The organism is Catelliglobosispora koreensis DSM 44566, assembly GCF_000379685.1.
Taxonomy (GTDB): domain Bacteria; phylum Actinomycetota; class Actinomycetes; order Mycobacteriales; family Micromonosporaceae; genus Catelliglobosispora; species Catelliglobosispora koreensis.
Genome location: NZ_KB903272.1, coordinates 463096 through 485767, shown reverse-complemented (window position 1 = coordinate 485767; position 22672 = coordinate 463096). Strand labels below are relative to the sequence as shown.

The window sequence follows — 22672 nt, the reverse complement described above, 5'->3', positions numbered from 1 at the left end:
GCCAGCAGGATCATGCCGACAGTGTCGCCCTGGGCCGCGGATCGAGCTAGTGGCAGGTCCCCGTGCCACTGTCGCTATAGGACTGTCCCGCGACCGGGACGAACTGCCAGTCGTAGCTGTTGGCGTGCAGCGTGAATTTCAGCACGCCATAAGCCGTGCTGTTGCGCGCCACGCTGTTGGGCTGAATCGTGCCGAAGCCGTAGTGGCTAGCCCCGCCCATGCCAGCGACGAACGGCCGCAGACCGCGGGCGTTGTCGAGGGCACCGTTGGGGTTCATCGGCGCGAACCGCTCGTACTGGTGGTTGTGCCCGAACACGGCGACGTCGGCGTTGTAGTCATACAGCGCTTGGTAAAGCGGACGTGTCGACGTGGACGGGGAGTGGTTGGCACCGGAGGTGAACAGCGGGTGGTGCCAGTAGGCGATCGTGCACGGCTTGGTGCTCGCGGCCAGATCGGCGCGCAGCCACTGCTCCTGAGCGGAGCCGGCCGACATGCTGATGTTGGAGTTCAGCGAGACGACGTGCCAGTTGCCCAGATCGAAGGAGTAGTAGCCCCGGCCCGACGGACCGGCCTGAGCGCCGAAGTAGTTGTAATACCCGGTCGCCCCGGACGTGTTGTAGTCGTGGTTGCCCGGTGAAGGCCGGGTGCGCGACTTGTGGCGGCCCCAGGTCGGGTCGTAGTACGAGTTGAACTCCGACGCGGTGCCGTTGTTGTAGACGTTGTCACCGGTCGTGAAGACGGTGCCCGCGATGTTGTCGAGCAACGCCGCGGTGGCGCTGTCGCCCGAGCCGGAGTTGGAGATGTCTCCAGCGCCGACGAGGACGGGATCTCCACTGACGACACCCGTTGTGATCACGAGCTGAGGCGCGTTCGCGCCCGACTCGCGAGCGCTGTAGTAGGCGCCGTCGGTGCTCGCGGAGGTCGCGCCGAAACTGAACGTCCCGTTGCCGGTCACGAAGGCGGTGACATTGACTTCGTACCAGGTGCTGGCGGCGACTGATCCGATGCTGCCCAGCGTCGCGCCGTCGATCGCGGGCTGGTTGTTCCACGTGGTGCCTGTCTCGGACCAGCTGTTGTTGCTGACCGCTTTGAACGTTCCCCCGTTGTTGCTGCCGCTGTTGCCACTGATCGTGCGCAGCCGCAGCTTGGCGCTGAGGATCGGCTCGGTAACCCCACTGACGGTGAACCGCAGGAAGGTGCGGCGCACCGGGGAGTTGTCCACCGTGAGCTGGCTCGACGTGCCGTAGTTGGTGGTTGCCGCGTCACTTTGGACATAGGTGTCCGCGACCGGCGTGAAGGTGAGCGTTGCGGCGGACGCCGGCGCGGCCAGGATCACTGTGCTGACAGCGATCACGGTCGCGATGGCGACATGGCGGAATCTCATGGCCCGCAAATTAAGGCGCGACATCGTCCGTTAGGACACCGGCAGGTGAACGGGCGGTGGATAGCATATCGGTCATCCGTTGTTTACCTCCTGCTCTCCTTCATGCAGTGGACTGTCGGCCGTGTACTTAGCGTCGGTTACCCGGCCCGCGGCTTCCGGGACAGCCACGAAGATCGTGGCGGGCAACGTGGTGGCGCTAGGCACAGTCAGCCTAATCACCGATATTTCGTCCGAAATGGTCAGTGCGGTACTTCCGTTATACCTGGTACTCAGCTTGCAGTTAAGTCCCTTGAGCTACGGGTTGCTGGACGGGATCTATACCGGTGCGACGGCGATCCTGAGGATCGTGGGCGGATTCGTCGCCGACAAGTTCCGCCATCGCAAGCTGGTCGCGGGCCTCGGCTATGGACTGTCCGCGCTCGCGAAGCTCGGTCTCCTGTTAGCGGGCCGTTCGACGGGGGCGCTCGGGTTCGTCATCGCCACCGATCGCATGGGCAAGGGTCTGCGCACGGCACCCCGCGACGCGCTGATCACGCTGTCCACACCGGAAGGCGCGCTGGGGCGGGCGTTTGGCGTGCACCGGATGATGGACAGCGTCGGGGCGTTCCTCGGCCCCTTGGTCGCGATGGCCGTGCTGACCGTCGCCGCGCAGTCCTATGACGCCGTCTTCGTCACGTCATTTTGCATCGCGGCGCTCGGTGTCGTGGTGCTCGTGCTCTTCGTGCATGACCGGCGCGGAACCCTTGCGGCGCAACCGATTCGCCTCAAGGACGCGGCTCGCATTCCCGGGCTGGGCAAGCTGGCGCTCGTGGCTGTCCTGCTGGGCCTGGCCACCATCGGCGACGGCTTTCTCTTCCTGCTCCTGCAAAAGCGCGACGATCTGAGCCTGATCTGGTTCCCGTTGCTGGCCGTCGGCACGAGCCTGGCCTACCTCGTTCTCGCCACACCAATCGGTGCCCTAGCGGACCGCATCGGGCGGGTGCCGGTGTTCCTGGCGGGATACGCCGTGCTGACCGTGACCTACCTACTGTTGGCTTCTGGGGCGAGCGCGTGGCTGATCCTCGTGCTCTACGGCCTCTTCTACGCCTGCACCGACGGCATTCTGATGGCTCTGGCCGGGCCGGTGCTGCCCGAACACCTGCGCACCACCGGGATCGCCGTCATTCAAACCGGGCAGGCGGTGGCCTACCTAGGCTCGTCTGTCCTGTTCGGACTGGCGTGGCAGACCATTGGCTCGACGCCAGCGATCTTCGCCGCCGCGCTCACCGCCGTCATCGCGCTCGCCGCAACAGCTTTGGTGCTGCGCCGCTTCGCTGCCACCACGCCTGCCGTCGCTGCGGAGGACCGATGAAGCCACGCGGGCCGTCACTGCGGAGGACCGATAAGGGAGCACGCCCGCGCTTTCCAGCCGACACGACGTTCTGAAGGAGGACCGGTGAAGTTCAGGATCGCAGCGTTATCGCTCGCGGCCGTTCTCCTGGCCGGGATCGCGGTCACCTACGTGTGGTTCGCGCGGCAAGCCCAGCCTGCTCCCGCGGCGGTCAGCCCGGTGACGCTGGAAAGTGGGCTGCTGGTCGTGCTCAACCGCCGCTTAGCCGTCATTGACGGCAGTGGCGCGGCGCGAGTGTCCGCTGTGGAATGCGTGCGGGTCTATGCCGCCGCTGGCACAGGTGTTTGCCTGCAACCGGAATCGCCGTGGGCCTACCACTTGAGTGTGCTGGACAGCTCGCTCACGACGACGAAAACATTGCCCCTGCCGGGGTTGCCCAACCGGGCCAGGGTGTCGGCCAGTGGCCGCATGGTCGCGTGGACGACCTTCGTTGGCGGCGATTCCTATGCCAGCGGTGGGTTCTCTACGCGTACCGGCATCATCGACACCAAGGAGGGCACGGTGATCTCGACGCTGGAAGACTTCGCGATCACCCGGGAGGGCAAGGCTTATCAGAACATCGACGTCAACTTCTGGGGCGTCACGTTCGCCGCGGATGACGACCGCTTCTATGCCACGCTCGGCACCGACGGAAAGCGGTATCTCGTTGAGGGATCAGTAAAAAGCCGCACTGTCAGGACAATCGTGTCCAATGTGGAGTGCCCGTCATTGTCCCCAGACGAGACCAAGGTGGCCTTCAAACAGGCCGTCAACGCCGATCCCCAGCAGGGTTGGCGCCTGTCGGTGCTGGACCTTAAGACCCTCGCTGTCACACACACGGCTGAGACTCGCAGCATCGACGATCAGGCCGCGTGGCTCAAGCCCGGCACGATCGCCTACACGGTGCGCGACAGTGCGGGTGACCCTAGCGTTTGGACGGTCAGCGCTGACGGCACCGGGCAGCCCCAGCTGTTGGCACCCGGTGCCGAATCCCCAGCGACGCTAGGCAACCATCTTTAGCATCATCTCGATCTGAGCTCGCCGGGACTTGTCGACCCGGTGGGCCAGCGAGACGGATTCCCGGTGTTGCCCGGCGGCGATCTCCATCCGCGCGAACTCGACCGCTTGATGCTGGTGTCCAATGAAGATGTTCAGGAATGTCTTCTCAAATTCAGCATCCGAGGCGTCTTGAATCGCCTTCAGCTCCGCTTCACCCGAACTCGGCAGACCGCCGTGTGACGCGTGCAAAGCTGAGCGCACGTCGGCGTCGAGCGGCTTTTGCCACGTGTCCAGCCACGCCTTGACCTGCTTGGCCTCGTCGGCCTCGGTCACCTGGATGGCCGCGGCCAGCGTCTTGACCTCGTTACTGGACGATCGCTTCGCCACGACCTCAAGGTATTTCGCGGCGATGGCCTGATGACTCGCGATCATCTGCGCGAACATCACGTCGGTGTCATTGAACCCGTCGCCAAGAGCGGGCTTATCCGGTGGCAGCGTTCCGCATCCCGCGAGCAGCACCAAAGTCAGAGCAGCCAGCAGGGCTCTCATTGCTTTCCTTCCTCACCGGTGGTGAGCCCGCGCCTTGGTTGCCCGGGCTCACCGGTCATCAGATGCGTTCCCAGAGCGCTGCGACGTTTGGCGGTTCCCAGCCCGGAAGGGAGGTGTGCGCCTGGCGGCAGCGATAGGTCAAGCCGCCGTAGGTCACGGTGGCGCCGACCGCGTAGTACGTGTTCGGCGCCCAGGTTCCGCCAGGGTTAGGTGGCGGTGAGGACGTCGGGGGCTGCGTGGTCGGTGAAGCTGTGGTGGGTGGCGGGGTGGTCGGCTGCGGACCGCCGGAACCAACCTGCAAGTCCACACAGGCGTAGAAAGCCATCGCGGTGTCATAGACATTCCATCGCGCTAGCACTTTGATGCGCCCTGTGCGGCCACCGAGGTTGACGCTGTGCGAGAGGCTCGCCGGCGGTTGAGCACCGTTATCGTTGAAGTTCGCGATGCGGGTGCCGCCGACGAAGTATTCCCAGTTACTTGTGCGGTGGCGTGCCGTGAGCACCCAGTTGAAGGTGACATTGTTGCCAACCGACGTCGCTGGCCAAGGTCGGCCTTCGTCGTTGAGGATGGCAAACCGGCTGCCGTTTCCGTTGCACGCCATGGAACCCTTCGGAGCTTCCACGCTCTGTGGTTCCCAGACGATGTCGCCACAGTCGAAAGACGTCTTCCGCTGCGCGCACATCGCCTGACGGCTGGCGGGCGATGAGATGTAGCCGTGCGCTTGTGCCGGTGTTTCGACCGCCACCAGTAGAGCCGCCGTGACAACTGCGGCCGACAGGGCGGAAATGATGATGCGTTTCCGCATGCTCACTCCTCGCTTCGGTGCGGATGTTGCGCTTACCTTAAAACGAGAAGAAGGCATTGATAAATAAACTTACCTAAAAATTAAATGCCATTTTTGGGGTACTCCTTAAGCCTGCAACTTGCGCAAAAGGTATCGACGTTCCGGCAAACTGGTCGTTCGCCTGGCCGCTTCCTTGAAATCACTGGCCGCCTCAGCCGTGTTGCCAGCGAGTTCGTGCAGGTGAGCCCGGGTCGAGAGGAGACGGTGGTGCCTGTCGAGTCCCTCGATCGTGCCCAGGAGATCAAGTCCGGCTTGCGGTCCGTGAACCTTAGCTACCGCCACGGATTTGTTAAGGGTGACCATCGGCCCAGGGGTCATCCGCTCGAGGATGCCGTAGAGGGCGAGGATCTGGGGCCAGTCCGTCTCGCCGGGCTCACAGTGGATCGCGGCGATGGCCGCCTGCACCTGGTACCCACCGGGATTGCCTTTGGGCAGCGCGGCACCGACCAGCTCGGTCCCTTCGGCGATCAGGTCTTGGTCCCACAGGGTTCTGTCCTGTTCAGACAGCGGGATGAGGCTGCCGTCGGCGGCGGTGCGGGCCTTGCGGCGCGCCTCAGTCAGCAGCATCAGCGCGAGCAGGCCGGTGACTTCGCTATCGGCGGGCAGCTTGGCGTGCAGCATCCTGGTTAACCGGATCGCCTCAAGCGAGAGGTGCGGTGCGGTCAGCTCCTCCCCCGACGAGGCGGTGTAGCCCTCGTTGAAGATCAGGTAAAGCACGTGCATCACGGTGGGCGGTGAACCGCCCGGGGACTTGAAGCTCGCGCCACTGTCCTTGATCGCCGCCTTGGCCCGGCTAATGCGTTGCGCCATCGTGGTTTCCGGCACCAGGAACGCGGCCGCGATCTGAGCCGTGCTCAATCCCCCGACCGCTCTTAGCGTCAGCGCGATCTGGCTCGGGACGGACAGATCGGGATGGCAGCAAAGGAAAAGCAGCGCCAGCGAATCGTCCACATCGGACACCAGGGCGGCCTGCGGCGTCGTTAGGTAGTCACTGACCTCGCGCTCGCGGCGGGAGTGCTCGCTTCTCATCTGATCGATCAGGCGCCGTGAGCCGACGGTCACCAGCCAGCCCTTGGGGTTGACCGGCGTCCCCTCGCCCGGCCACTTCAGCGCGGCTTGCAGCAGAGCCTCCTGTGTCGCGTCCTCGCACAGGTCAAACTGGCCGTAGCGCCTCGTGAGCACGCCAAGGACCTGCGGCGCGAGATCGCGCAGCAGGCCCTCGATAGCTGTTGTCATAGATCTTTCTCGGCGTCGTGCAGGATCGGCCAGAACTCCACCGGCTCAATCTCAGCCCAGGGCATGTCGGCCGCGATCTCCAGCGCACGTTCTTCGCTCTCGCAGTCGAGCAGGTAGAAGCTGGCCATATATTCCTTGGTCTCCAGATAGGGACCGTCGGTCACGACCGGCTTGCCCTCAGCGCGCTTGACCAGCTTCGCCGTCACCGCGTCACCGAGGCCGAACGCTCCGATCAGCTCGCCGGTGGCCTTGTATTTCTTGTTGAACGCGTCCTGTTTAGCGATCTCGGCCGGCCAGTCCTGCGGGCTGATGGCATCCCACTTCTCCTGGTTGCCGTAGATCATCAGCAGGTATTTCATTTCTTTGCTCCTCTAGGTCTCGGTTAACCATAGGTCGGAGCCGGATCGCCGTTCTCGACAACCGTCCGGTGGATTACTTTTCGCGCTTCCTAATATTGAATAACTTGCATGCGCTTACGTGCTGGGTTCATGGCTGCGGCGCTCGTGGCCGCAGCATTGTTCTGGGTCGCCCCGGCCTATGGCGAGGTCCTGTCAGCCGGGTCCGCCCCTGTGGTGCCGGACAGCTACATCGTGGTGCTCAAGGATTCGGCCCGCTCGCTCACCCGCGGTGGGTACTCCGGCAAGATCGGGCCATCGTTCGGGCGTGTGCTCAACGGGTTCTCGCTCTCCACTGATCTCGAGGGCGCCCGTCGCGTCGCCGCCGACCCGGCCGTGAAGTATGTCCAGCCCAACTTCCTGCACCCGGCGAACGGGACGCAGCCGAGCCCACCGTCGTGGGGTCTCGATCGCATCGACCGCAACTCCCGGGTGCTCAACAGCTCCTACGAATACCCCAATAGCGCCGACTGGGTGCACGTCTACATCGTCGACTCTGGAATCCACTACGACCACGACGACTTCGGTGGGCGGGCGATTCCCGGCTGGGACTTCGTCAACCCGGGATTCGACGCCTCCGATCCGTGTACCGGGCATGGCACGCACGTGGCCGGAACGGCGGGCGGCACCACTTATGGTGTGGCTAAAGGAGTTCGCCTCGTTTCCCTGCGCGTCATCGACTGCACGGGCTGGAGCACGACCGCCCGCTCCATCGAGGCCGCCAACTGGCTCGCGACCACCGCGATCAAGCCGGCCGTGGCCAACCTGAGCTACGGCAACGTCACCGTCGATCCGGCATGGGAGGAAGCGATCCGGGGTGCGGTGGCCTCCGGGGTGACCTATGTGGTCTCCTCCGGCTCAGGTGACCTGGGCGGCAACGGTCTCGACGCGTGCACGGTCACCCCGGCGCGCATGCCGGAAGTGATCGCCGTGGGCGCCACCGACCGCAACGATGCCCGCTTCGGAAAGTCAGGCTGGGGCTCGTGTTTGGACATCTTCGCCCCCGGCGTGGGCATCACCTCGGCCCAGCACCTCACCGAAAACGGCTACGTCACGTGGAACGGCACGTCCATGGCGGCACCGCACGTGTCCGGCGCGGCCGCGATAATCCTTGGCGCGCATCCCTCGTGGACCCCAGATCAGGTGCGTCACCAGTTGCTGAACCTCGATCCGACCGTCGTCACGGTCGGCGGTGGCGGCAGCGGATCGCCAAACAAGGTGCTCTTCGTCCGCAGTGGACCAATGCGGATCGTGCTGAGCTGTTCCCTTCCCGGCGGCATGTGGTCGTGCACGGTGGAGGCCAACGGTGCCGTGGGACCCAACACCGTCACCTGGACCCCCGCCTCGGCCGGCCTGTGCCTGAGCGCCCCAAAGACCGTCAACGTCAGCGTGCGCGTCACCGACTCCCTTGGTGCCACGGCGACCGCCTCGCGGACCCTCCTGTGCAAGCCAGGCTGCCCCATCGGCCCGTCCCTCAACGGCAGCGTTCCCCTGATCTGCCCGTCAAACGTCCACAACGGAAAGGGGGAACCGGGCACCGCCCGGTTCCCCCTTTCCTGACACCGTTTAGCTGCAACCGCTGGTCGAACCGCAGCCTTCGCAGACGTAACAGGAACCGGCCGGGCGCATCTTCGTGCCACACGTGTAGCACAGTGGAGCGTCGGATGCCTTACCGGTCAACGATTCCAGCACCTCGGTCGACGAGCCAACGTGCTCGATGACCTGGGTTTGGGCCACCGCTGGCGGCGCGTATTCGACACCGGCTTCTTCGGCTTCCAGGCGGGCGGCCCGCTCAGCAGCCGTGAAGACACCGAGCTCGGCCCGCTGCTCGTAGGTCATGAAGTCCAGCGCGAGACGGCGGAAGATGTAGTCCATCACCGAGTTCGCGATGCGGATGTCCGGGTCGTCCGTCATGCCGGCCGGCTCGAACTTCATGTTCATGAACTTCTCGACATAGGTGCGCAGAGGCACACCGTATTGCAGGGCAACGGAAACCGCGATCGAGAACGCGTCCATGACCCCGGCCAGGGTCGAGCCCTGCTTGCCGAGCTTCAGGAATACCTCGCCGAGACCATCGTCGGGATAGGACGACGCGGTGAGGTAACCCTCGGCGTCGCCGACCGCGAACGACACTGTCTGCGACGGGCGCTTCTTCGGCAGCCGCTTGCGGACGGGGCGGTATTCGATGAGCTTCTCCACGGCCTTCTCAGCCGTCTTCTCGGCCGGTGCGGTCTCCTTCTTCGACACGCTCAGTGGCTGACCCACCTTGCAGTTGTCGCGGTAGATCGCGAGCGCCTTGAGGCCCAGCTTCCAGCCGTCGAAATACATCTTCTCGACTTCTTCGACCGTCGCCGACTCCGGCATGTTGACCGTCTTGCTGATCGCGCCACTGATGAACGGCTGCACCGCGGCCATCATGAGCACGTGGCCCATCGGCTTGATGGCACGCTCGCCCATCGCACAATCGAACACGGCATAGTGCTCAGGCTTGAGGCCCGGAGCGTCAACAACGTGACCGTGCGTGCTGATGAACTCGGTGATCGCCTCGATCTGCTCCTCCTGGTAACCCAGGGTGCGCAGGGCGCGCGGAACGGTCTGGTTGACGATCTGCATCGAACCGCCGCCAACGAGCTTCTTGAACTTCACGAGCGCCAGGTCCGGCTCAACGCCGGTGGTGTCGCAGTCCATCATGAAGCCGATGGTGCCGGTCGGTGCGAGCACGCTGGCCTGCGAGTTGCGCCAGCCTTGCCGCTCGCCGAGCTTGTTGCCGCTGTCCCACTGCTTCTGGGCCTCACGGGTGATCGCGGTCGCGACCGGGCCGTGCGGCTTGAGCGCGAGAGCGGCCTCAGCGTGCAGCTTCATGACCTTCTTGTGCGGCTTCTCGTTGCGCGCGTAGCCGTCGTAAGCGCCGACCACACCGGCCAGCTCAGCCGAGCGGCGGTAGGCCGTGCCCGTCATCAGCGCCGTGATGCCCGCCGCGACCGAACGGCCCGCTTCCGAGTCGTACGGCAGACCGGAAGCCATGAGCAGCGCGCCCAGGTTGGCGTAGCCGATGCCCAGCTGACGGTAAGCACGCGTGTTCTCGGTGATCTTCTTGGTCGGGAAGTCCGCGAAGCTGATCGAGATGTCCATCGCCGTGATGACGAGCTCCACCGATTTGACGAACTGCCCAATGTCGAAGGTGCTGTCGGTGTTGAGGAACTTCATCAGGTTCAGCGAGGCCAGGTTGCACGACGTGTCATCGAGGTGCAGATATTCCGAGCACGGGTTGCTGGCTGTGATACGGCCGGTCTCGGAACACGTGTGCCAGTTGTTGATCGTGCCGTCGTACTGAATGCCGGGGTCGGCGCACTCCCATGCGGCCTGCGCCATCTTGCGGAACAGCTCCTTGGCGCGGACCGTCTTGATGACGCTGCCGTCGAGGCGCGCGAGCAAGTCGAACGGCTTGTCCTCGGCGACGGCCTCCATGAACTCGTCGGAGACCCGCACCGAGTTGTTGGCGTTCTGGTATTGCACGCTGACGATGTCGTTGCCGCCGAGGTCCATGTCGAACCCGGCGTCACGCAGAGCACGAATCTTGTCTTCTTCGCGTGCCTTGGTGACGATGAACTCTTCGACATCCGGGTGGTCGACATCCAGGATGACCATCTTGGCCGCGCGGCGGGTCGCCCCACCCGACTTGATGGTGCCGGCCGAAGCGTCGGCGCCACGCATGAAGCTGACCGGCCCGGAAGCCGTGCCACCAGAGGAAAGCAGCTCTTTGCTCGACCGGATCCGCGACAGGTTGATACCCGAGCCGGATCCGCCCTTGAAGATCAGACCCTCCTCTTTGTACCAGTCCATGATGGAGTCGATCGAGTCGTCCACGGAGAGGATGAAACACGCGGACACCTGCTGCGGTGAGGCCGTCCCGACGTTGAACCAGACCGGGGAGTTGAAGCTGAACACCTGGTGCAGCAACATCCAGGCCAGTTCGTGCTCGAAGATCTCCGCGTCCTCGCCGGTCGCGAAGTAGCCATACTTCTCGCCAGCGGCGCGATAGGACTCCACCACGCGGCTGATGAGCTGCTTGAGGCTCCACTCCCGCTCCGGGGTGCCGACCGCGCCCCGGAAGTATTTGGTGGTAACGATATTCGTGGCGTTGACGCTCCAGAACCCTGGGAACTCCACGCCCCTTTGCTCGAAGTTGATGCTGCCGTCACGCCAGTTGGTCATGACGACGTCACGCCGCTCCCACGTCACTTCGTCGAACGGATGCACCCCGGCGGTGGTCCACACCCGGTTCACCTTTAGGCCGGCCTCTTTCTTGAGCCGCTTGGCCGTGCCGTTTTCCCCCATCGCCATCCCCTTCTTATTGCTCGTCTTTGGCTGTTTCGCCGCCGCGCAACACGGCTATCTCGCGAATGAAGTCATCCGCGGACTGAAAGTCTTGGTAGACGCTCGCGAACCGGAGGTATGCCACCTCATCCAGATCGCGCAGTGGCCCGAGGATGGCGAGGCCAACCTCCTGGCTAGGCACTTCGGCCGCCCCCCGCGCCCGAACCGCTTCTTCGACTCGCTGGGCGAGCAGGGCGATGGAGTCTTCGGCCACCGGCCGTCCCTGGCACGCCTTGCGAACCCCGTTCATGATCTTGATCCTGCTGAAGGGCTCGGTCACGCCGCTCCGCTTCACCACCGCCAGCACGGCTTCCTCGACGGTGGTGAACCGCTTTCCGCACTCGGGGCAATGCCTCCGCCTGCGGATAAGCGCACCATCGTCGGCTTCGCGAGAGTCGACCACCCGGGAATCGGGATGGCGGCAGTAGGGACACCGCATGCGCACCACCTCCTTGATCACAGCCGGGCGCCATGGCCTGACGGTCACCTGCAGTAACCGCTTGGCATCGCACCGAGACGGGTGGACAGCTGGTTCAACCCCAATCTATAGAGGTCTAATTCCTCGCTGCCACTAGATGTTGTGTCTAGAAACTTAAGCCTCACGAGTCCCATTAGCAAGTTGCGACACGCTGTGTCGCACGTCATGCAACGGCTACCTAGAACGTCTGTCCTATAAGTACTGTGTCGTACAGATGTTTGAAAGTTATGCCATGTCCGGTTACAGTCATGCCGTCACGAACATGCGAATGGGAGTCTCCGATGTCCCCACTTGATCGAGCGCGGCCCGGCCGGCCTCCAGCCGCGCCCGGCGGCTCAGGTCCCATGCGGCCGGTCGCCCCGGCCACCGCGACTGAGCGCGACTTGGCCGAATCAGAACTCAGCAGCAGACAGCGCCGCATTCTCGTCGTCATTCGCGACTGGGTCGAGCAGCATGGCTACCCGCCGACCGTTCGCGAGATCGGTGACGCGGTCGGCCTTGTCTCCCCGTCGTCAGTGGCCTATCAGCTAAAAGAACTGGAACGTAAGGGTTTCCTGCGTCGCGACCCGGCCCGCCCGCGTGCGGTCGACGTTCGCGGACCGTCCGATGACGAGGATGCCACCAGAGCGGTCCGCGGGCAGACACCCGTTTATGTTCCGCTCGTCGGCCGCATCGCCGCCGGTGGGCCCATTCTGGCCGAGGAGTCCGTTGAGGACGTTCTTCCTCTGCCAAGGGAACTGGTCGGCCAGGGCACCCTTTTCTCGCTGCACGTCAAAGGTGACTCGATGATCGAGGCGGCGATCTGCGATGGCGACTTCGTCGTGGTGCGCCAGCAGCCGACGGCTGAAAACGGTGACATTGTCGCCGCGATGATCGACGGTGAGGCGACCGTCAAGGTCTACCGCCTGCGCAACGGTCACGTGCAACTGGTGCCGCGAAACACGGCCTACCAACCGATCCCGGGCGACCAGGCGACGATCCTGGGCAAGGTTGTCGCCGTCATGCGACGGGTGCAGTGAGCTAACGCCCCTGCCACTGGCCCGGCTGCTGACCGTAGCCGGGCTGGCCATAGTTTGGGTTGCCCTGGTTCGGGTTTCCCTGATTCGGGTGCCCGCCGGGGTTGCCATAGCCAGGCTGCTGGCCATATCCGGGCTGCGGACCGTAGTTCGGCTGGCCATAACCTGGCTGCGGGCCATAGTTCGGCTGCTGCTGCCCGTAACCCTGGTCGTAGGCGGGGTCGTAAGGCGGGTCGTAGCCACCGCCATAGTTCTGCCCATAACCGGGGTCGTAGCCATAGCCCTGCTGCGGCTGCTGCCCTTGCGGGTAGCCATATCCCTGCTGGTCGTAATACTCCTGCTGCGGATACTGGCGCAGGATCGTTGTTTCCGAGCCGGCCTCCGCGTCATCGTCGTCTTCTTCGCGCTTCTTGCGGGAGCGAAGGATGCCGAACACACCGGCACCAACGAGCAGCAGGCCGAGCACGCCCACCGAACCAACAAGGGTGTAGATGCGGCTCGGGCTAGCGATCGCCCAGTCCACCAACGACTTATCCTTCGCGGCCGGTGCGGTGCCGGTGTTGGCGGGGGCTTCCGCCTTGACCTCGGTCGCGGGCACGAAGCGGTAGATGACAGGCTTCTGCTTCTTCTCGTCTAGCTGGTGGGTCTCGCCAACGGTGAGGAACTCCTTGCCATCAGCCGTGTACGTGATGGCTTCGCCCAGCTCCTGCGGCTCAACCTGAGGCAGCGCCGTCACCTTGGGCTTACCGCTCATGATCGAGGCGGCGATGTCCCCGTTGCTGACCGGCCACTCGTACGCGTCGGTGTAACTGCGCAGCACGACCCGGTCGCGGGTGGGCGAGAGCCCCGCACCCGTGATGGCGTAACGGAATGTCGGGCCTCCCATGTGCTCACTCGTCGTCTTCGGCAAGGTCACCTCGCCGTTGAGTTTGAGCGGAACCGGCGTGCCCGCCTTCTGGCTCGCCAGGGCGGTGGCGGTGTAGATCCGGGTCTTGCCATCAAACGACTTCGTGACGATGATCGGCAGCCCATCCTTGCTAATGAGCAGAGCCTCAGCGTTGTACTTGCCGTCGGGGTAGGCATACCGGTAGGGGCCGTCGATCTTGTCGTCTGCCGTGATCTTCCACAGCGCGATGTGCTGACGGTCTGGCGTGAAGCCGTCTTTGCCGTTGTCGCCGATGTCACCAATCCACACGGTGCCATCCGGCCCGACAGCCAGGTCCTCGGGATCGATCGGGTTCGTCGGATAGCCCAGCGGCTGGCCCACGGCGGTGCAATCCGGCTTGACCTTAAAGACTTTGCGCCGGGCCGCGGACTGCGCGCCATCGTTGAGCAGATACATCGTGCCGTTGGGCGCGATCACCATGCCGGACAGCTCGACGGCCAACGTGTTGTTCACGGTGCAGACCGGGGCGCCGGGCTTAGCTGTCGACGTCTGAGCCACGCTTGGCGTCGGGGTGGGGGTAGGCGCGGCCATCGCCGGCGCTCCATAGATCAGCGCGCCTGCCATGGCCACAGCGAAAACCCGTACACCCCTTAACCGCATCGGGACAGTTTGACACACCGAACGGAGTAGCCGCCTGCCCCCGGTTAGCCCCCTAGATCATCGCCGGTACGCGGTACGGCTCCAGTTCAGCCGCCAGTTCCGCGTCCACCCGGGCCCTTACCTGGGTTCCTTCATCGATATGGTCAGATTCGAGCACCTCGCCGGTCCGGTGAATCCGGTCGACCAGCCTGCCCTTGTCATAGGGAATTACCACCGTCACTTCGACGGCCGGCCGCGGCAGGTGCTTCTCGATCGCCTCTTGCAGCTCGTCGAGCCCTGTGCCCGTGCGGGCCGACACGAAGATCGCGTCCGGCCACGCGTGCTTGAGCCGCAGCAAGGTTTCCTGCTCCGCAGCGTCGATCTTGTTGACGACCAGCAGTTCCGGAACCCGCTCGGCGTTGACGTCAGCCAGCACTTCGCGGACCGCCCGGACCTGCTCCTCCGGATCGGGGTGCGCTCCATCAACCACGTGCAGCAGCAGGTCAGCGTCGCCCACCTCCTCCAATGTGGAGCGGAACGCCTCGACGAGCTGGTGTGGCAGATGACGGACGAATCCCACGGTGTCCGACAGGGTGAACTCCCGTCCGTCGCGTGTGGACACTCGCCGCGTCGTGGTGTCGAGTGTGGCGAACAGCGCGTCCTCGACGAGCACGCCCGCACCGGTGAGCCGGTTGAGCAGACTCGATTTTCCGGCGTTGGTGTACCCAGCGATGGCGACCGAAGGAACCGAACGCCGTTTGCGCTCGGCACGCTTGGTCTCACGGATGACCTTCATGCCGCTGATCTCGTTCTTGAGCTTCGCGATGCGGGTGCGGATGCGCCTGCGGTCGGTCTCCAGCTTCGTTTCACCGGGACCACGCAGACCCACGCCACCGCCCGAGCCCGTTCCGGAACCACCGGCCTGACGCGACAGCGCCTCACCCCAGCCTCGCAGCCGTGGCACCAGGTATTGCAGCTGAGCCANCTCAACTTGCGCCTTACCCTCTTTGCTCTTCGCGTGCTGGGCGAAGATGTCGAGGATCAGCGCCGTACGGTCAATGACCTTGACCTTGGTGCGCTGCTCCAGGTTGCGCAGCTGAGACGGCGACAGCTCGCCATCGCAGATGACGGTGTCGGCTCCGCTGGCTTCCACCGCCGCCTTGAGTTCGTCGACCTTTCCGCGGCCGATGAAGGTCGCGGGATCCGGGTTCTGCCGGCGCTGAATGAGCCCTTCGAGCACTTGTGAGCCCGCGGTCTCCGAAAGCGCCGCCAGCTCGGCCAGAGAGTTCTCCGCGTCGGCTACGGTTCCGGTTGTCCACACTCCGACCAGCACGACACGTTCCAGCCGCAGCTGCCGGTATTCCACCTCGGTGACGTCGGCAAGCTCGGTCGAAAGGCCCGCTACCCGCCTTAGGGCGTTACGCTCCTGAAGGGCGAGCTCGGTGTCCTCTATTTCATGATTCGTACGCAAGTTTGCCTCCTTACGTTCGATGCTGGCATGTAGTAGGTGTGGTGCGCATCCTGATTCCGGGACTGCGCCCGGGCACCCTGATTAACGAAAGGTGGCAAAGTGTCATCAATCCGGCTCCCAAGCGCGGGGTTTTCGATCACGATCCGGGTCGCGGTAACCGCCGACCCGTATGCGATCGGGAGGCTTACCACCGCTGTCGGTGAAGCTGGTGCCATCGTCACCGCACTCGACGTGGTGGATTCTGATCATGTCCGGGTCGTCGCCGACGTGACCTGTGACACCGCTGACAGCCGTCATGCCGATCAGGTCGTCGCCGCGCTCGAGGGCCTCGACGGGGTCGAAGTCCGCAAGGTCTCCGACCGCACATTCCTGCTCCACCTCGGCGGCAAGATCGAGGTCACCTCCAAAGTCGCGCTTCGCACCCGTGACGAACTCTCCCGTGCCTATACCCCCGGTGTCGCCAGGGTATGCCAAGCCATCGCTGAGAACCCCGACGACGCGAGGCGGCTGACCATCAAACGCAACACCGTCGCCGTGGTCACCGACGGCTCGGCCGTGCTCGGCCTCGGCAACCTCGGCCCGGCCGCGGCACTGCCTGTGATGGAAGGAAAAGCGGCCCTGTTCAAGCGATTTGGCGGAGTCGACGCTTGGCCGGTGTGCTTGGACACCCAGGACACCGACGAAATCGTCAGCATCGTCAAGGCCATCGCCCCGGTGTACGGCGGGATCAACCTGGAAGACATCGCCGCCCCACGCTGCTTCGAAATCGAAGCGCGGCTGCGCGATCTGCTGGACATCCCCGTGTTCCACGACGATCAGCACGGCACCGCCATCTGCGTGCTCGCGGCGCTGACGAATGCTCTGCGGGTCGTGGGCAAGAAGCTCGATGAAGTGAAGGTGGTCGTGTCCGGGGCTGGCGCGGCCGGGACAGCAATCATGAAACTCCTTATCCGCCAAGGGGTTGGAGACATCGTCGCGTACGACCGGCGTGGTGTCATCCACCGTGGCATGCCAGATCTATCGGCGCCCTGGCAGTGGCTGGCCGATCACACCAACCATGACAACTATTCCGGCGATCTGCCCGGCGCCCTGCGCGGTGCGGATGTCTTCATTGGAGTGTCCGCGCCCAACATCCTCACCGGCGACGACATCGCCCAGATGGCGGAACGTTCCATCGTTTTCGCCTTGGCCAACCCCGATCCCGAGGTGGACCCACGGGCAGCCCGCCAGCACGCGGCGATCGTCGCGACTGGACGCTCCGATCAGCCGAACCAAATCAACAACGTGCTGGCGTTCCCGGGTGTCTTCCGCGGCATGCTCGACGCTCAGGCACGCGAATTCACCCCCGATATGGCATTGGCGGCGGCTCAGGCCATCGCCGATGCCGTGGGTGAAGACAAGGTCAACCCGAGCGTCATCGTGCCGAGTGTCTTCGACGCGAAGGTCGCCCCGGCCGTGGCTACCGCTGTACGCGCGGTAGCACTCCAGGGCGCGGCGACGGTGCCAGATTCGGTGCCTTCGCCCCCGTCCAGCTAACCGAATCGGCCTCGCCGCTGAACACCAGCACAGCCGGGCCTGCCAGCCATGACGTCTGCTCGTCGACCGTCACGGTCAGCCGTCCACCGGGGACATCCACAGTGATCGCCCCGGTGGGCTGGCCCGAGCTTTCCAGGATCGCGGCGACGCCGACAGCTGTCGCACCGGTGCCGCACGAGAGCGTCTCGCCCGAGCCGCGTTCGTAGACGCGCATGCGGACGTGGTTTTCCCCGGCCCACTCGTAGTAGGAGACGTTCACTCCTTCGGGGAAAAATTCTTTGTCGAAAGCGGGCGCGACGGACAGGTCGACATCGTCCACTGAGGACACCTGATAGATCAGATGCGGGTTGCCCATCGAGATGGCCCGGCCGCCTTCGGAGTGTCCAAGCAGGACCGGCGCACCCATGTCGACCCGGATGCCATCCCACTCCAGATAGGCCTTGCGCACGCCGGCGCGCGTGCCGATCTCCAGCGGAGAACCCGTGGCCAGCCCGCTCTCCCAGAGGTAGCGCGCGAACACCCGCACGCCATTGCCACACATCTCCGATAGCGAGCCGTCGGAATTCCAGTAGTCCATGAAAAAGCCGCCGTCGCGGCGCTGCACCCGCAGCACCCCATCACCGCCCACGCCGAACCGGCGGTCACAGATGGCCGCGACGAGTTCTGGGGTCAGCGAAACGGACTCATCCACGATCACGAAGTCGTTTCCGGTGCCGTGGCCCTTAGTGAACCTGAACCGCATAGGTCCCTCCCCGTATGACGTTCAGAGCCTGCCCAAGCAGATCATCGCTGGTGCCGTCGAGCCAGTGAATACCGGGGTCACGGCGGAACCAGGAGCGCTGACGGCGCACGAACCGGCGCGTGCCGGTGACTGTCGCCAAGTGGGCCTCAGCTTCCGTGCACTCCCCCTCAAGGAAAGCAAGGATCTGCTGGTAACCCAAGGCCCGGCTCGCGGTCAGGCCGTCGCGTAAACCCACATTCTCCAGTGAGCGGACCTCATCGACGAAGCCCTGTGCCCACATGACGTCGACGCGCTGGGCGATGCGGTCATCCAGGTCAGCCCGGTCGACGGCGATGGTCAGGGCGTCATATACGGGCTTCGGATCGGGCAGCGATGCCGTGAACGGGCGCCCGGTCAGCTCGATCACCTCAAGCGCCCGCACGATGCGGCGCCCGTTTGAGGCCAGAATCCGGTCGGCGGCCAGCGGGTCTAGCGAGCGCAAGCGAGCGTGCAAAGGCTCCGGGCCGCTTTCGGCCAGCTCCAGCTCCAGCGCATCGCGGAGTGCTTTGTCTGTACCAGGGAATTCGAAATCTTCTAAAACCGCGCGTAAATATAGACCGGATCCACCAACGAGAAGGGGAATGTTTCCCCGGCCCGCAATAGCGGCTATTTCGGCGCGGGCAAGCCGCTGATACTCGGCCACGCTGGCCGGTTCCGTCACTGGCCAGATATCGAGCAGGTGATGCGGGACACCCTCTCGCTCGGCTGGCGTTAATTTGGCCGTGCCTATATCCATCCCGCGGTATAGCTGCATAGAGTCGCAGTTGATGATTTCGCCGCCGAGGGCATGAGCAAGCGCTACCGATAGGGCAGACTTACCGGCAGCAGTTGGTCCGGCGACGGCGATCACACGCATGCAACAAACGTAACCGGATCGTGCCCTTGACAAGCCTCCCGGGCCAGTGCGGGGAGGCCACATTGGCCGTAAGGTCGCATGCGGTCGTGCCTTGCGAATTGGCCAGGGCACAATGAGCAACACACAGTGCTATGGCGGCGGTCCGCGGCGCAGCGCGGAAGCCGGGAAGATTGAGGGATTCGGCATGGGTAACTGGGCGAGCTACGGCCGGGTAGACGCCGATGGCACGGTCTGGGTCAAGACAGCCGCGGGTGAACGTACCGTCGGTTCTTGGCAGGCCGGGACTCCGGAAGAAGGCCTGGCGCACTTTGTGCGGCGATATGAGGATCTGCTAACCGAGGTCGTGCTCCTAGAGACCCGTCTGAATTCGGGCGCGGCTGACGCCGGGCACACCCTGGCGACAGCCAAGAAGCTGCGCGGTGGCCTTGACGAGGCCCACGTGGTCGGAGATCTCGACGGCCTGGCGGTGCGGCTCGACGCCCTCATCGTCCTCGCCCAGGAGAAGTCGGCCGCGGCCAAGGTGGCCCGCGATGCCGCCCGTGCCGAATCGGTGATGCGCAAGACTTCGCTCGTCGAGGAAGCCGAAAAGCTTTCCGCCGAGTCCACGAGCTGGAAGGCCACCGGCGACCGGCTCAAAGAGATCGTCGATGAGTGGAAGACGATCCGTGGCGTCGACAAGAAGACCGACGGTGAGCTGTGGAAGCGGTTCTCTGTCGCGCGCGACAGCTTCACCCGCCGTCGTGGTGGCCACTTCGCCACCCTCGACTCGCAGCGCAAACAGGCCCAGTCGGCAAAGGACGACCTTGTCGCCGAGGCTGAAGCCCTGTCGGAGTCGACCGACTGGAAGGCCACGGCTGACCGGCTCAAGGAGCTCATGGAGGCCTGGAAACTGGCCCCGCGCGCGTCCAAGGAAGCCGAGCAGAAGCTGTGGGAGAGGTTCCGCGCCGCGCAGGACGTCTTCTTTAACCGCCGCAAGCAGGTGTTCTCTGAGCGTGACGCCGAGCAGAAGGCCGCTTTGGGCCGCCGGCAGGAGCTGCTGGCCAAGGCCGAGGCGCTAGACGTCGACGCCGACCCGAAGGCCGCACAGGCCGCGCTGCGCGACATCCTCGGGCAGTGGCACGACACCGGCCGCGTTCCACGCGAGTCGATGGCTGGCCTCGACCGGCGCATCCGCGCCGTGGAGGACAGGGTCCGCGAGGCCATGGACGCCGCCTGGCGGCGCACCGAGCCGTCGGCCAACCCGCTGCTCGTGCAGATGCGTGACCAGGTGGCCGAGGCTCAGGCCCGGCTTGAGCGCGCACAGGCCGCCGGGGATGCCAAGCGCATCAAGGAAGCCGAGCAGGCTCTCGCGAGCAAGAAGAAGTTCCTCGAACTCGCGGAGAGCGCCTCCTAAGTGGAGGCGCTCCCCTATCTGTCGCCCTACAGCTTCAGATAACAAGCACCTTCCATCTTGTACGCCGCTGCGGTCGGGCCGGTGAACAGGTCCTTGACCTGCGACACACCGGTCGGCCCAGCGGGGTCCACTTTGTAGATTCCCGTCGACTTGAATTGACCCGCCGCACCGGCTTTGAAGTTGCCCGAGCCCGCCGGCAGCATGCCTTCGTAGTCAACGGATTCCAGTGACTTCACGGCGGCCAGCAGACCGGCGCGGGTGAGGTCCTTGTTGGCAGCGGCCTTCTCCAGCGCCGCCTTCAGCGGATACGACCAGACCCAGCCGGCGGTGTAACCCTCGCTGGGCGCCTTGCCCGTCAGGGCGTTGCGCATCGCCGTATGCCCGGTGCTGTTGGTGGACCACGAGTTCCAGGGCACGGACTGTTCAAACAGGGCGGTCAGCGCCGGGCCTGCCGCGGTCTGCAGCAGAGCCGCGTTCCAGCTCGGGCTGGTGCCGATGAACCGGCCGCGGTAGCCACCGAGATAGGCGCCACCAACGATCGTGGCGACCTCGGTTGGTCCCGTGGTCAGGATGACCAGGTCAGGCTTCTTCGACACGATCTCAGCGATCGCGCCCGCCTGCTTGTCCTGGCCAGCGTCGGTCTTGAGGTGAGAGAAGGTCAGGCCGAGCTTCTCCGCGCCAAACTTCGCCCCAGCCGCGGCGTCATCACCGTAGTCACCAGCGTAGTGAATGGACAGAACACTCTTGGTCTTGTACTTCTCCACCGCGTAGTCCAGCGTGTTCATCGACTCCATGCAGTAGTTCGCACCGGACTCGATGATGACGTCTTCAAACGCCCAAGCCGACGTCCACGACGCCGGTGCGGCCACGACACTGTTGTTCTTGAGGTCAGTGATGATGGCCGCTGTCGTTGGGGAGCCAAGGGTCTGTGCGAGAGCGAGGATGTTGCTCTTGATCTCGTCGTAGACCTCTTTGTGCGTGGCTGGCGTGTATTTGTTGTCACGGATGTATTTGGTGACGTCTACTTCGTACCCGCCGATCCCGCCGTTTTGGTTGACGCGCTTCCAGAAAGCCTTCTGCGCGTCGGTGATCGGCACAGCGAGGGCTTTGAACGGGCCCACCGTCAAGTCGGAGATGATGCCGAGATAGATGCAGCCCTTGGTTTTGTCGATCGCCTCAGGACAGGCTTCTTTGGTCACACCGATATCGGTCTTGATCCCGCCCGAGTCCGTGGTGGTTTCCGCACCCCGGCACGCGCTCAGGCCAAGCGCCGCGACGAGCGTTAAGGCAGCTAATTTCTTCACTGAAATTGCCCTTCTTCTCTCCCATTAATGCGCCGGCCACAGGTGTGCGCCGGGCTGCGTCGGCTGGGGCTTGGCTTTGCCGCCCCGGCAGACAGGATTAGTAGCTGAACGGCCAGTTTTTCCAGTAGGACCGGATGCGGAACCAGATGCCGACCAGGCCTCTCGGCTCGAAAATCAGGAAGCCGATAATCAGAACGCCATAGAGGATCGTCTGAACCTGATAGATATTCGGCATCTCATCCGGGGCAGTGCTGATAAACGGGATGAGCGGCTGGATGTCCCGGGTTAGCCGGGGCAGCAGCGTGATGAAAAACGCCCCGGCGATCGCGCCGGAGATGGTTCCCGGTCCGCCAATGAGGACCATGGCGATGTATTCCACGGACAGCACAAGGCTGAACGCGCCGGGCTCGATGTGGCCGATGAGCGCGTAGAGCAGGGCTCCCGCGCAGCCGGCGTAAAACGACGAGATCGCGAAGGCGATCGTCTTGTATTTGGGCAAGCTGACCCCGATGACCCCGGCCGCGATATCCCGGTCACGGATGGCCGTGAACGCCCGGCCCACCCCCGATCTGGTGAGATTGCGGGCCGCGATCGCGAAGATGAGCAACAACAAGAACGCGAGCCAGAAGATCTTTTGTTCGGGAGTACCAATGGAGTCCGCTTTGGACAGTGAATAGCCGAACAGGTCGAGGGTCGCCGCGGACCGCCCCACGCCACCGCCGCCGGTCATCTTGGCCCATTCGTTGAAAATGTGCTGGCCGATGAAGACCAGCCCCAAGGTGACGAGCGCGAGGTAGAGCCCACGTAACCGGGTCGCCAGCGGTGCCACGATGACGCCGGCCAGCATCGCGACGAGACCGGCCACGGGCAGCCACACCACGAGATTCGTTATCCCGAGCCCATAGACGCGCCCTGCCGGATCGCCACTGACGAACGCTGAGGTGAACGCTCCAACGCCCAGGAAGAAGGCGTGCCCGAGCGAAACCTGTCCCGCATATCCGGTGACGAGCCCGAGGCCGATCGCCCCGATCGCGGCTATGCAGCCAATGGACAGCAGATGCAGTTCGGTGTCTTGCAGGATTTGCGGCAGCGCCAGGCCCGCGAGCACGATCAGCCAGAAGACCAGCTTCTTGCTAAAAGTGTTATGCAACGCCATATC

At 64.3% G+C, this 22672-nt stretch carries 19 protein-coding genes; 6 read left to right on the top strand and 13 right to left on the bottom strand.

Annotated features, from left to right (window positions below; all coding sequences use genetic code 11):
* Nucleotides 1-46: 46 nt before the first annotated feature.
* Nucleotides 47-1384 carry a CBM96 family carbohydrate-binding protein gene (locus A3E1_RS0125000; protein WP_020523529.1) on the bottom strand — a complete coding sequence of 446 codons (1338 nt, stop codon included), beginning with the start codon at nucleotides 1382-1384 and terminating at the stop codon, nucleotides 47-49.
* A 121-nt stretch (nucleotides 1385-1505) separates the two neighbouring features.
* Here A3E1_RS0125000 and A3E1_RS0124995 point away from each other — a divergent pair, with 121 nt between their 5' ends.
* Nucleotides 1506-2735, top strand: a complete 1230-nt coding sequence (locus tag A3E1_RS0124995; protein WP_020523528.1) for an MFS transporter — start codon at nucleotides 1506-1508, stop codon at nucleotides 2733-2735.
* Nucleotides 2736-2819: 84 nt separating this feature from the next.
* The gene (locus A3E1_RS0124990) at nucleotides 2820-3773 is read left to right on the top strand and encodes a TolB-like translocation protein (RefSeq protein ID WP_020523527.1); all 954 of its coding nucleotides are present in this window, start codon (nucleotides 2820-2822) and stop codon (nucleotides 3771-3773) included.
* Here A3E1_RS0124990 and A3E1_RS41920 read toward each other — a convergent pair.
* The 4 genes from A3E1_RS41920 to A3E1_RS0124970 form a co-directional block, all read right to left on the bottom strand.
* Entirely contained in the window at nucleotides 3756-4301 is a 546-nt protein-coding gene (locus tag A3E1_RS41920) for a DUF305 domain-containing protein (protein WP_020523526.1), read from the bottom strand. The genes A3E1_RS0124990 and A3E1_RS41920 overlap by 18 nt on opposite strands.
* A gap of 58 nt (nucleotides 4302-4359) precedes the next feature.
* The gene (locus tag A3E1_RS0124980; RefSeq protein WP_020523525.1) at nucleotides 4360-5106 is read right to left on the bottom strand and encodes a lytic polysaccharide monooxygenase; all 747 of its coding nucleotides are present in this window, start codon (nucleotides 5104-5106) and stop codon (nucleotides 4360-4362) included.
* A gap of 105 nt (nucleotides 5107-5211) precedes the next feature.
* Nucleotides 5212-6381 carry an RNA polymerase sigma factor gene (locus A3E1_RS0124975; RefSeq protein ID WP_020523524.1) on the bottom strand — a complete coding sequence of 390 codons (1170 nt, stop codon included), beginning with the start codon at nucleotides 6379-6381 and terminating at the stop codon, nucleotides 5212-5214.
* Nucleotides 6378-6740 (bottom strand): YciI family protein, encoded by a 363-nt coding sequence (locus tag A3E1_RS0124970; protein WP_020523523.1) that lies wholly within the window; start codon nucleotides 6738-6740, stop codon nucleotides 6378-6380. Before A3E1_RS0124970 ends, A3E1_RS0124975 begins: the two co-directional genes overlap by 4 nt.
* Nucleotides 6741-6848: 108 nt before the next feature.
* Here A3E1_RS0124970 and A3E1_RS41915 point away from each other — a divergent pair, with 108 nt between their 5' ends.
* Nucleotides 6849-8336 carry a S8 family peptidase gene (locus tag A3E1_RS41915; RefSeq protein ID WP_083929624.1) on the top strand — a complete coding sequence of 496 codons (1488 nt, stop codon included), beginning with the start codon at nucleotides 6849-6851 and terminating at the stop codon, nucleotides 8334-8336.
* Nucleotides 8337-8342: 6 nt separating this feature from the next.
* On the opposite strand, the gene A3E1_RS0124960 is transcribed toward A3E1_RS41915, so the two are convergent.
* Nucleotides 8343-11120, bottom strand: a complete 2778-nt coding sequence (locus A3E1_RS0124960; RefSeq protein ID WP_020523521.1) for a vitamin B12-dependent ribonucleotide reductase — start codon at nucleotides 11118-11120, stop codon at nucleotides 8343-8345.
* A gap of 7 nt (nucleotides 11121-11127) precedes the next feature.
* Nucleotides 11128-11592 (bottom strand): transcriptional regulator NrdR, encoded by a 465-nt coding sequence (gene nrdR, locus A3E1_RS0124955; protein ID WP_026208817.1) that lies wholly within the window; start codon nucleotides 11590-11592, stop codon nucleotides 11128-11130.
* Nucleotides 11593-11912: 320 nt separating this feature from the next.
* Between nrdR and lexA the strand changes: the two genes are divergently transcribed.
* On the top strand, nucleotides 11913-12650 hold the full coding sequence (gene lexA / locus A3E1_RS0124950) for a transcriptional repressor LexA (protein ID WP_051105142.1): 738 nt from the start codon (nucleotides 11913-11915) through the stop codon (nucleotides 12648-12650).
* 1 nt (nucleotide 12651) lies between these two features.
* Here the strand turns inward: lexA and A3E1_RS41910 are convergent, their stop codons facing one another.
* Nucleotides 12652-14193 (bottom strand): SdiA-regulated/phytase-like domain-containing protein, encoded by a 1542-nt coding sequence (locus A3E1_RS41910; protein ID WP_157631716.1) that lies wholly within the window; start codon nucleotides 14191-14193, stop codon nucleotides 12652-12654.
* Between the two features lie 52 nt (nucleotides 14194-14245).
* Nucleotides 14246-15643, bottom strand: coding sequence for a GTPase HflX (hflX, locus tag A3E1_RS0124940; protein WP_020523517.1), 1398 nt, complete (start codon nucleotides 15641-15643; stop codon nucleotides 14246-14248).
* A gap of 99 nt (nucleotides 15644-15742) precedes the next feature.
* Between hflX and A3E1_RS0124935 the strand changes: the two genes are divergently transcribed.
* Entirely contained in the window at nucleotides 15743-17179 is a 1437-nt protein-coding gene (locus A3E1_RS0124935; RefSeq protein ID WP_020523516.1) for an NAD-dependent malic enzyme, read from the top strand.
* On the opposite strand, the gene dapF is transcribed toward A3E1_RS0124935, so the two are convergent.
* Both dapF and miaA read right to left on the bottom strand, forming a co-directional pair.
* A complete protein-coding gene (gene dapF, locus A3E1_RS41905) occupies nucleotides 17103-17921 on the bottom strand; it encodes a diaminopimelate epimerase (protein WP_020523515.1) in 819 nt (272 codons plus the stop codon). The genes A3E1_RS0124935 and dapF overlap by 77 nt on opposite strands.
* Complete coding sequence (gene miaA / locus A3E1_RS0124925) at nucleotides 17902-18879, bottom strand: tRNA (adenosine(37)-N6)-dimethylallyltransferase MiaA (protein WP_407637386.1); 978 nt, start codon at nucleotides 18877-18879, stop codon at nucleotides 17902-17904. The genes dapF and miaA overlap by 20 nt, the downstream gene beginning before the upstream one ends.
* Before the next feature lie 121 nt (nucleotides 18880-19000).
* On the opposite strand from miaA, the gene A3E1_RS0124920 reads away from it, so the two are divergent.
* The gene (locus A3E1_RS0124920; protein WP_026208816.1) at nucleotides 19001-20209 is read left to right on the top strand and encodes a DUF349 domain-containing protein; all 1209 of its coding nucleotides are present in this window, start codon (nucleotides 19001-19003) and stop codon (nucleotides 20207-20209) included.
* Nucleotides 20210-20235: 26 nt separating this feature from the next.
* Here A3E1_RS0124920 and A3E1_RS0124915 read toward each other — a convergent pair whose 3' ends face one another.
* A complete protein-coding gene (locus tag A3E1_RS0124915; RefSeq protein WP_020523512.1) occupies nucleotides 20236-21513 on the bottom strand; it encodes an ABC transporter substrate-binding protein in 1278 nt (425 codons plus the stop codon).
* Nucleotides 21514-21610: 97 nt separating this feature from the next.
* On the bottom strand, nucleotides 21611-22669 hold the full coding sequence (locus A3E1_RS0124910) for a branched-chain amino acid ABC transporter permease (protein WP_063825158.1): 1059 nt from the start codon (nucleotides 22667-22669) through the stop codon (nucleotides 21611-21613).
* Nucleotides 22670-22672 lie beyond the last annotated feature (3 nt).

What these genes read in the sequence shown, in the direction of transcription:
- miaA (WP_407637386.1), bottom strand. Translation starts at nt 18,879, where the DNA reads ATGTGGCCTCCCCGCACTGGCCCGGGAGGCTTGTCAAGGGCACGATCC.
- A3E1_RS41915 (WP_083929624.1), top strand. Translation starts at nt 6,849, where the DNA reads ATGCGCTTACGTGCTGGGTTCATGGCTGCGGCGCTCGTGGCCGCAGCA.
- lexA (WP_051105142.1), top strand. Translation starts at nt 11,913, where the DNA reads ATGTCCCCACTTGATCGAGCGCGGCCCGGCCGGCCTCCAGCCGCGCCC.
- A3E1_RS0124910 (WP_063825158.1), bottom strand. Translation starts at nt 22,669, where the DNA reads ATGGCGTTGCATAACACTTTTAGCAAGAAGCTGGTCTTCTGGCTGATC.
- A3E1_RS41920 (WP_020523526.1), bottom strand. Translation starts at nt 4,301, where the DNA reads ATGAGAGCCCTGCTGGCTGCTCTGACTTTGGTGCTGCTCGCGGGATGC.
- A3E1_RS0124970 (WP_020523523.1), bottom strand. Translation starts at nt 6,740, where the DNA reads ATGAAATACCTGCTGATGATCTACGGCAACCAGGAGAAGTGGGATGCC.
- A3E1_RS0124960 (WP_020523521.1), bottom strand. Translation starts at nt 11,120, where the DNA reads ATGGCGATGGGGGAAAACGGCACGGCCAAGCGGCTCAAGAAAGAGGCC.
- nrdR (WP_026208817.1), bottom strand. Translation starts at nt 11,592, where the DNA reads ATGCGGTGTCCCTACTGCCGCCATCCCGATTCCCGGGTGGTCGACTCT.
- A3E1_RS0125000 (WP_020523529.1), bottom strand. Translation starts at nt 1,384, where the DNA reads ATGAGATTCCGCCATGTCGCCATCGCGACCGTGATCGCTGTCAGCACA.
- A3E1_RS41910 (WP_157631716.1), bottom strand. Translation starts at nt 14,193, where the DNA reads ATGCGGTTAAGGGGTGTACGGGTTTTCGCTGTGGCCATGGCAGGCGCG.
- dapF (WP_020523515.1), bottom strand. Translation starts at nt 17,921, where the DNA reads ATGCGGTTCAGGTTCACTAAGGGCCACGGCACCGGAAACGACTTCGTG.
- A3E1_RS0124920 (WP_026208816.1), top strand. Translation starts at nt 19,001, where the DNA reads ATGGGTAACTGGGCGAGCTACGGCCGGGTAGACGCCGATGGCACGGTC.
- A3E1_RS0124980 (WP_020523525.1), bottom strand. Translation starts at nt 5,106, where the DNA reads ATGCGGAAACGCATCATCATTTCCGCCCTGTCGGCCGCAGTTGTCACG.
- A3E1_RS0124975 (WP_020523524.1), bottom strand. Translation starts at nt 6,381, where the DNA reads ATGACAACAGCTATCGAGGGCCTGCTGCGCGATCTCGCGCCGCAGGTC.